At 57.1% G+C, this 9,041-nt stretch carries 10 protein-coding genes; 1 reads left to right on the forward strand and 9 read right to left on the reverse strand.

Going from position 1 to position 9,041, the window contains the following annotated elements; translation table 11 throughout:
* Positions 1-631: 631 nt before the first annotated feature.
* The 3 genes from ABJK70_RS15775 to ABJK70_RS15785 all read right to left on the reverse strand — a co-directional run bounded on the left by ABJK70_RS15775 (position 632) and on the right by ABJK70_RS15785 (position 1,537).
* Positions 632-790 (reverse strand): hypothetical protein, encoded by a 159-nt coding sequence (locus tag ABJK70_RS15775; protein WP_347258436.1) that lies wholly within the window; start codon positions 788-790, stop codon positions 632-634.
* 84 nt (positions 791-874) lie between these two features.
* Positions 875-1,150: a cupin domain-containing protein gene (locus ABJK70_RS15780; protein ID WP_086133021.1), complete on the reverse strand. Its 276-nt coding sequence runs from the start codon at positions 1,148-1,150 to the stop codon at positions 875-877.
* Between the two features lie 15 nt (positions 1,151-1,165).
* A complete protein-coding gene (locus tag ABJK70_RS15785) occupies positions 1,166-1,537 on the reverse strand; it encodes a cupin domain-containing protein (protein ID WP_347258437.1) in 372 nt (123 codons plus the stop codon).
* Between the two features lie 242 nt (positions 1,538-1,779).
* On the opposite strand from ABJK70_RS15785, the gene ABJK70_RS15790 reads away from it, so the two are divergent.
* On the forward strand, positions 1,780-2,088 hold the full coding sequence (locus ABJK70_RS15790) for a hypothetical protein (protein WP_240502555.1): 309 nt from the start codon (positions 1,780-1,782) through the stop codon (positions 2,086-2,088).
* Between the two features lie 102 nt (positions 2,089-2,190).
* On the opposite strand, the gene nhaD is transcribed toward ABJK70_RS15790, so the two are convergent.
* The 6 genes from nhaD to ABJK70_RS15820 form a co-directional block, all read right to left on the reverse strand.
* A complete protein-coding gene (nhaD, locus tag ABJK70_RS15795) occupies positions 2,191-3,630 on the reverse strand; it encodes a sodium:proton antiporter NhaD (protein ID WP_086133019.1) in 1,440 nt (479 codons plus the stop codon).
* A gap of 445 nt (positions 3,631-4,075) precedes the next feature.
* Positions 4,076-4,741: a Crp/Fnr family transcriptional regulator gene (locus ABJK70_RS15800; RefSeq protein ID WP_139840984.1), complete on the reverse strand. Its 666-nt coding sequence runs from the start codon at positions 4,739-4,741 to the stop codon at positions 4,076-4,078.
* Positions 4,742-4,989: 248 nt separating this feature from the next.
* Positions 4,990-5,241, reverse strand: coding sequence for a hypothetical protein (locus tag ABJK70_RS15805; RefSeq protein ID WP_086133017.1), 252 nt, complete (start codon positions 5,239-5,241; stop codon positions 4,990-4,992).
* A gap of 690 nt (positions 5,242-5,931) precedes the next feature.
* Positions 5,932-6,555 (reverse strand): hypothetical protein, encoded by a 624-nt coding sequence (locus ABJK70_RS15810; protein WP_347258438.1) that lies wholly within the window; start codon positions 6,553-6,555, stop codon positions 5,932-5,934.
* A 467-nt stretch (positions 6,556-7,022) separates the two neighbouring features.
* On the reverse strand, positions 7,023-7,571 hold the full coding sequence (locus ABJK70_RS15815; RefSeq protein WP_077730964.1) for a transposase: 549 nt from the start codon (positions 7,569-7,571) through the stop codon (positions 7,023-7,025).
* Between the two features lie 686 nt (positions 7,572-8,257).
* Positions 8,258-9,041, reverse strand: a 784-nt coding sequence (locus ABJK70_RS15820; protein WP_347258439.1) for a hypothetical protein, incomplete at its 5' end; no start/stop codon positions are given.

A 9,041-nucleotide genomic window follows, 5' to 3' on the forward strand; every position in this document is an offset into this window, starting at 1 on the left:
CCTGGTGCTGGAGGACTCGGAAACCGGCCTGGAAGCGGCCCGTGCGGCGGGAACTGTTCCGGTTCTGATTCAACGGCGCCACGAAATCCGCCGGAAACTGTCGAAGTGGGCGGCGCTCAGCTTTCCGAGCTTGCTGGATCTGGCCCAGTTGCTGGAAACAACCGGATGAGAGGAAAAGTTTCCACCGGGACGGGAGCGCGAGTAACGTTCCATGCGCTTTTTTCCTCGGTGGCCTTGCCGCTCGTTTGGCGGGTTACGGTGCGCGCCTGACTCGCTGGTCTACGCGCAGGTTGCGTGACGGCGCACCTAACCCGCCCTACCACGGGTCATTTTTCGCTTTGGTGTAACGACGGAAACCGGGATTTCGTAGGGTGGGTTAGGCGCACTCCGGTATAGGCTGGCCGTAGAACACTATGCTTCGCGTGCGCCGTAACCCACCATGGCAACGTTCGGTCGCCTTGCCGCTCGACCGATCGATCGGTGTTACTCGGTAGGTCGGGAATCCTTTCCCGACGCCATGGCCGGGCCAGCGGCTTTGTCGGCAAGGGATTGCCGACCTACGGCCGTGTCAGCCGGTCGGTCGGGAAGGGATTCCCGACGTGCTGTTTCTCCATCCAAGAGCCTTTTCCGATCAGGCGGCGCGGATCGGAAAAGGCTCCTGGCCTTTGTGTTTGAGCTTGCGGGTATAGGTGTGGCCGTCGCGGAACGTGGCGGCTCGGTTGAACTTCCCGGCATATTTGGCGACGGGATTGGTCTGGGGGATCTGAGGTCGCTTGGTTTTCTTGCTCATGGTGTTGCTCTCGTTTGAATGTCTTCGCCGGATACCGGCTCGCCCTTCAGACCGCTCCGAACAGGATCGGTTCCCGAGCCGGTCTCAAGAAAAGTTGTAGTGCTTGCGCACGGTTTCGAGGATTTTCCAGGTGCACTGCAGGCCGGTCCGGAAGGTCACCAGATCGCCCTTGCCGAATTCCACGGGGTCGCCGCCTTCAGGCGTCACGATCACGCGGCCCTCCAAGAGATAGCAGGTTTCGGTCTCGTCGTAAGTCCACGGAAATTCGGACGGTTCCTTGCTCCACACCGGCCATTGCCGTACGCCCAGCGATTTGAGCCGGTCTTCGCCGACTTGTTTTTCGATACGGATATCGCTCATCTCGTACTCTCCTTTTCATTTGGTGATCGGTTTCGAGGTAGAGCCTCGGCCATAGTGCAAAGCCAGCCATACGGTGATCGTATCCGGCGGAGTCCAGTTTACGCGATGACGGCAATGGGCCGGAAGCAAAAGGGCATCGCCGGGGTGCAAAAACGTTTCGCCATTCCGCCCTTCGATCGCGAGTCTTGCCTGACCTTGAAGCAGCAGCACCCATTCGTCCCAGTCCTGATCGTACCATTGTCCTTCCGGTGTGGCATGTCCCTTGGAAAGAATCCGCTCCAGCCGGAAAGCCGGCGTTTCCAGCAGAACTTCGAATTTTTCCTCGGGCAGGTTCTCCGGCAGGTCGGCCAGTAACGCGGTCATCGATGTTTCAGGCAGTTCGAGCATTCTGAAAAATTCCTTTAGAGGCAACGATGGCTGTCACTCTAATGAAACACTTATTCACAAAATCTGTGGATAAAGTTCTGCAAAAGCCTAGAACAATTTCTTCCAGACCCGATGACATAAGGGTTGCACACGATTGCACAAAATTTTTGCACATAGCGGTTTGGTGGTCGCCTCCATTTCTTCACGCCCGCTGTCCGGTTTGATAGAGTGCCGAAAAAATCGAACGGGAGGCAACTACAACTATGATTGCGGCATTATCGATGATCGTCATCTTGGCGATCGCGGTTTGGTTCTATCAAACCGCTCAACGGTTGAATCTGCCCGCATTGGCTTGGGCCATAGCCGGGGTCATCGTTTATTACGGCGGTTTCCTGTTTTGGATGCAAGTCGTGCTCCGCTCACTACTGGGCGAGTCGTTTCATACACACGGCTTTTGGCTGGGAATCGGCATGGATGTCACGGCGATTCTGGCCGGAGCGGTCTGCGCCGTGCTGTTCCGTTACGGGGTCATGATGAAAAAGGGCCGGAAGCCGTTCGAGACGTCTTTTTAGACGGCTTTGTCGGCAAGGGATTGCCGACCTACGATTGTGCCGCTTTGTAGCGAAGTAGGTCGGGAATCCTTTCCCGACGCAAACTAGTAGGCTTAACGCCATTCAGAACAGCGCGGCATTGAGCCAGAAGTGGGCGACGATGCTGCCCGCATAGCCGAGCGCGATCGCCGGCATCCACTTCAAATGACTCAAAAACGTGTAGGCGCCTCGCGTCTGCCCCATGAGCGCGACGCCCGCCGCCGAGCCGACCGACAGCAAGCTGCCGCCGACTCCGGCGGTCAGGGTTACCAAAAGCCATTGTCCCATAGAGAGATCCGGGTTCATCGACAAGATCGCGAACATGACCGGGATGTTGTCGACGAAGGCCGAGGCGATGCCTACCAGAATGTTCGCCGGAGTCGCTCCCAATTCGCCGTAGAGATACTGCGAGACGTGCCCCAAATAGCCCAGAAAATCGAGTCCGCCCACGCACAGCACCACGCCGTAGAAAAAAAGCAGCGTGTCCCACTCCAGCTGTGCCAATTTCTGGAAGATATCGAACCGCTCTTCGCCAGGTAGGGCTTCTGCCTCTTCTTCCTCCTCGTGCCTTTCCAATAGCTCGGTCGGCACCTCGGGTTCTTCTCGATGGGTGATGTGCAGGTAATAGCCGAAGAACTGGATATACGTCAAACCTGCCATCATTCCCACCGCGGCGGGCAAATGCAGGATATTGGAGAACACGACGGCAGTCGCGATGGTGAGCAGGAACAAGGCGACGATCCGTTTGGCGCCCCGCTTCATTTTGGTGACATCCTTGATTTCGGCCGGGCGCGCGTCCGGTATCGCGAAATGCATGATGGCGGCGGGCAGTACGAAATTGATGACCGCCGGAACGAACAGAACGAAAAAGCCCCAGAAAGTAACTTTATGCTGTTGCCAAACCATCAGCGTCGTGATGTCGCCGAAAGGGCAGAATGCGCCGCCGGCATTCACGGCGACCACGGTGTTGACGCAGGACAGCGCGACGAAGCGCGGGTTATCCTTGCCGACGGCCATTACGACGGCGGTCATCAACATCGCCGTGGTCATATTGTTCGAGATGGAGGAGATGAAAAAGGCCAGAATCCCGGTGATCCAAAACAATGAGCGATAACCGAGACCCTTGCTGACCAGCCAGGCCCTGACAGCCTCGAATACTTGCCGTTCCTCGAGCGCATTGACGTACGTGATCGACACGATCAGGAACAGGAGCAGTTCGCCGTAATCCAGCACCAAGGTCCGCACCGCGTCTTCGGCGAGCTGCGGCTGGCCTTGCAGGTTGTAGACGACGGCGATCGCGGCCCAGATGATCGCCGCCGCCAGCATCATGGGTTTGGATTTTTTGAGTTCCGTGACTTCTTCCAAGACGACGAAGATATAAGCCAGCACGAACGCGGCGATCGCCAGATAGCCGACAAAATGCCCGGTCAGATCCAAAGCTTGACCTTCAGCCGGGATGGCCAGGGCAGCGAGCGGAAAGATCGCCAAAAAAAACGCCAGTAAAATCTTCTGCTTCAAAACCATTCGAGAACCTTTTTTCTTCCGGTGCGAAAAACCACGCCGCGTCTGGCCAACAGCGCGGCGTCAAACAATTCTTAGTGTTTCAGTAGAGAATGGTAGCATTTGCCGCTTCCGAGTCCGAGCATGTGTTTTATGCCCCGGCTCCCCGGAGCCGGGATATCTACACAAAACCTCGGGCCAACATTCCGGCAGGGAAGGGGCCGATTAAAGGCCCGTTTGCGATTGGAAGGTCGCGACTAAAGCGACGTTTGCGATTGGAAGGTCGCGGCTAAAGCAACCGTTTGCGATTGGAAGGGCGGCTCCGGTGCTCCCGGAGACACCGTTTGCGATTGGAAGGGTCACGATTGAAGACAGCTCCGTCGGGAAAGGATTCCCGACCTACTTCGCGGCACCGGTTCGTAGGTCGGCAATCCTTTGCCGACATAACCGCCGAAGGCCGCCGATTCCGTTACCAGGATGCCGGCAACTTGCGCCGGATGAGAATGAATTTGCGTTCTACGGAAAGATAGCCGCCGCGTTCCAAGTCCTTCATGATCCGGCTGACCATCTCCCGCGAGCAGCCGATGATGTTGGCCAGATCCTGATGGGTCGGCTTTTCCCGGATGATCCATTCGTTTTCGTTCTCGACGGCCATGTCGTAAAGGGTTTTAACCAATCGCCCGTACACATCCGACAGCGCGAGCCCTCGAACGTTCTCGGTCAAACTGCGGATCCGCTGAGTGAGGCTCCGGATAATGCTGGATGCGGCGTCCGGATGGCTTTTCAGCCAAGTCTTCAATGCGAGCCGCGGAATCAGGCTGCACACTGTTGGCTCCAGGGCGGTTATCGAAGCCGAACGGGGTTCGCCGTCCAGCAAGGACAGCTCCCCGAAAAACGAGCCCGCACCCTGAGTCGAAAGAATCACCATGCGCCCGTTTGCGCTGCTCAGATAAGCCTGCACCTTGCCGGACAAAATAATGAACAGCGCTCCGCCTTCTTCGCCCTCGCGAATGATGATCGAATTCTTGGGATAGCTTTTTATGGCCGCGCAGGAAGCCAGTTCCGCCAGAGCGGTGTCGGGCACTTCGGAAAAATAGGGGACGCTTTTTAACCCCTGAAGCGTTTCTTTCGACACAATCGCGTTCAACTGAAGAAAACGAAAACACTCGATCTCTCCCGTCGTTTTTCGAGTTTCGAGGTACGGTGCGACGGGCGATAGATCTAAATGTTAGTTTATATTCGATCCATTGGCCTCAAAAAAAGGGGACCGGCGCTGAATTTCGGTCCCGAAGAGTCGCCTCGGAGGCGTAATCGGATTATCTAAGGCGGAGGACGGTTGGACTGCCTGTACGTTTAGCTCCGCCGGCCACAGCCTTAGCGAATTCATTCATTTTCCGATTCCGGTTTTTCGGGGAGTGCGGCTTTCGCCGGATTATCGATTCCGGTGGCGTTCACGACTACTCCGGAGGATGAACGTTCTTTCGTACGCGCCGACGTTTCGAAGTTATCCCGCGGAAGAAAGACGAACAGCACCAGGGCCAATATGAAGGCAAAGATCGTCGTTATCACCGACATGCCGATATAGAGAAGCCTGGTGGAGCGTCCGGCAAAGCCTCTTTGAACCATGTATGTCATAAGCCTATTCGTTTGAGTTGATCGCCCAGGCTGATCGTGTCGGATATTTTCAAAATGCTCGTCCGAAGACGCGGAACGGAACCGCGCATATCGTCCATTCGGAATGAGCCGATGTTCTTGCGGGAACTAGACTCAACTTACGCGCCCGGAGAACGGAATTCTGTGAAATATTCCCCTTTTTGGTGCAGTGCGCTCGGAGGTCTAGGGAGCGAGGCGTTTTCGGTGTAATGACAGTAGTCGTAGGTCGGCAGGCCGAGTGGGGTAATGTCGCGAAGGGATTCGCGACCTACCGGGTAGCTCGGTCGTAGGTCGGCAATCCCTTGCCGACGAACGCGCCGGCCGACCGGTTAACGTCGGGAAAGGATTCCCGACCTACAGGGTGACACGGTCGTAGGTCGGCAATCCGTTGCCGACAAGTGCGCTGGTCGACGGCTTTGTGTCGGGAAAGGATTCCCGACCTACGAAAGCGGGGGAGTTTGGAGAACGGGCGGGAAAAGTTCGTAGGTCGGCAATCCCTTGCCGACGAAGCCGTTGGCCGGGCCGTGGCGTCGGCAAAGGATTGCCGACCTACAAAATCGGTGGTGTTGGAGACGGGCGGGGAAAGCCGGGGTGGGCGGTTGGCGGTGCGGGGAGTGGCGGGGGATTCGGCGGCAAGACGGAGGGTGCGCGTGGCGCACCCTCCCGGTCAGTTCAGCACGGTACGCAACTAAAGGCTCCGATAGACCACCACCACCCGTTCGGACAAATAACACTGCATTGCACTGCGGCATAGTAGAGAAGCCCCCCGCCGCCGGCGCCGCCCGTTGCGTTTGCCGTTCCGTCCGGAACCGGTTCACTGGTGGCATCGGTGATTTGCCAGGCGGAGCCGGTCAGGACCATGTTGGTGATAGTGCTGATGAAGCTGAAGGTATTGTCGGGTTTGAGGACGAAGGCATAGCCCGGACCGTTCTCGGCCGCGTCGGCCTCGGGATCGCCCACCAAGTAGCGGATGGTGCCGGTGCAATCGGGGTTGACGGTATAAACGGCGCTGCCTTTGGGTCTATCGCTGGTCGATGTCATTGTGATCAAGGCATGGCCTTCGCCGTCCGCCTCGATGGTGCCCACCTGGGCAAAATGAACCGTCTGCTTATCGGAAAAATCGAGCCCGGACTTCGTTTTGGTCGGCCCTTCCACTCGGCCGGACGCCTGAAAGCCGTAGCGGCCTTTCAAGCTATCGATGCCGCACGTGCCGTCCGCCGCCTGCGCGGCGGGTGCGATCGCCATCGAAATCACGAACAAACCTAACAATGCCTGATGATGTCGATTCCACAACATTCAAGTTCTCCCAAATCAGTTGGTATGAAGTGTCTAAAAACCCTTGAGAGTGAATCCCTTCTGCGTGTTGTTATTGGACTGATTCGTGAAAGCTTGCCGACGGCTTGCGTCCGCACGATTCGGCGGCGTGTAACCCGGTGTATCTTCTTTCAACTGAGGCAAAAAGGCTTGTCATCCACGGCTGATTTTTCTGTAGGATTTGGATGACGCGGCCGACAGCCGGACCGATGTCGGCGTGCCCGAATAGCCGTAGGTCGGCAATCCCTTGCCGACGAATCTTGGTCGACCGGCTTTGCGTCGGGAAGGGATTCCCGACCTACAGGGAGGCACAATCGTAGGTCGGCAATCCTTTGCCGACAAACCCGCTGATCGACCGGCTTTGTGTCGGGAAAGGATTCCCGACCTACAAAGCGGCACGATCATAGGTCGGCAATCCCTTGCCGACAAACCCTTTTCGCGACCATTCGCTAATCCAAATCCATTCCCTGGATCGACGGCGGCTCGCTCGCTCCCCAACCTTCGGGATAGGCGCCGCGTCTTCGCCATTCATGGAAGCTGGAGTGCGAATATGCGCCCGGATTCCGGGCAATCCCATGCCTGACCGGATTGAAATGGATGTAATCCAAATGCCGGGCTAAATCGTCCTGGTCACGAACGATGTGATCATAGAATCGGTTCTGCCACCAAGAGCCCGGCAAACCGGCGACGGTTTTGAAACGCCAGGTCACCTCCCGTTTTACGGCGGCCACGATCTTTGGCAGATGGGCCGCGTCATCCGGTTTGAACAGCCAATGGAAGTGGTCCGGCAATACGACATGCGCCAAGTGCCTATAGCGATAAACCGCCTTAACCGACCTCATGGAGGCGAGCAAGATCTGCACGGAAGCTTCGTCGGCAAGCCATGGATTCCTGCCATGGGTGACCAAGGTAACGAAGACGGGGTGGCCGGCAAGACAATACCGTCGATAGCGAGGCATGAGCGTAAAAGAATCAGTGGTAGCCGAAATATAGATCATTAAGCTTTTTCCGGCCCTGCGCGTCGGCAAGGGATTGCCGACCTACTTGGCGGCACAATCGTAGGTCGGCAATCCTTTGCCGACAAGTGCGCTGGTCGACAGCTTTGTGTCGGGAAGGGATTCCCGACCTACAGGGAGGCACGGTCGTAGGTCGGCAATCCGTTGCCGACAAGTGCGCTGGTCGACGGCTTTGTGTCGGGAAAGGATTCCCGACCTACGAAAGCGGGGGAGTTTGGAGAACGGGCGGGAAAAGTTCGTAGGTCGGCAATCCCTTGCCGACGAATGCGCCGGCCGACCGGTTAACGTCGGCAAAGGATTGCCGACCTACAAAATCGGGGAATTTGGAGAGCGGGTGGAAGAAGACGGGGCGGGCGGTTTGCGGTTCGGGGAGCGGCGGGCGGATTCGGCGGCAAGACGGAGGGTGCGCGTGGCGCACCCTCCCGGTCAGTTCAGCACGGTATGCAAGAGCCGGACCCAACCCAAAACCAGTACCCGGCCGGACAAAGGAAACTGCATTGCGCTGCCGCATAGAGCAGCCCGCCGCCGCCGGCGCCGCCCGCTATCAACGGCTTTTTATATCGTTTGACGAATTCCCAAGCCGCGTTGCCCTTTTGTTGTTGTGATGCCTGATCGCTCATACGTCCCTCCCAATTTGGCGTGCATTCCGGGACATCACTTCGGAGCCCTCAAAATGCCAGCGTGAGTTGAAAAAACATCGTCCTTTCCGGAATAAACAAAGGCGTCTCCTCCAGGCGCCTCGTTCGACCCCCGAAGGCGTTCTGCCCCAGGAAATCGAATCTTTGATCCAGCAGGTTCTTGACAATGAACCCTGCCGTACCGTAACGATAGGGTAAGCGATATTTCAGGGAAAAATCGAGCAGCGCGAATTGGTTGTCGTCGTGCCCCTTTAAGGACTCGTCGTTGCCCTCAAGGGCTTCCTGATTGACATAGGTCACCGTGACGGAGCTCGATAGGCCCGAGGTATGGAAATAGCTCAGGCTGAGCGGAACGATATGGTTCTGGTAGATCGTTTCATGGTGAGTCGCATCTGTGAATATATCGAACTGATACTCCAGGCTGGCTGCGAAATAATCGCTGATCGCCCAGTAGCCGTAGGCGCGGTACAGCATTTCTTCTCTTTTCGAGATAAAGCTAGGAGCATCCAAAGCCGTGGCGAGAGGCAGAGGAACGATTACGTCGCGCAACGAGGCTTCCAGGCCGGCCATGAGACCGGGCGAAAACTTGTGATCCAGGCCAACGCCGTAACGCCGGGCATCCGTCGCCGGAAAACCATCGAAGAACTGATTGAATCCGGCGATCTGGGTGGGCTCGATGGTTAGATCTTCCTCGATGCCCCGGTCGAAGGTGCGGAATGCGGCGAGACGCAGGATGGTGTCGGGCGTGAGTTCCCACATCAGCCCAAGTTTCGGGTTGACCTGGTCGAAATCGCCGACCCACTGATTTCGGGAC

This window comes from Methylocaldum sp., assembly GCF_039794385.1.
Taxonomy (GTDB): domain Bacteria; phylum Pseudomonadota; class Gammaproteobacteria; order Methylococcales; family Methylococcaceae; genus Methylocaldum.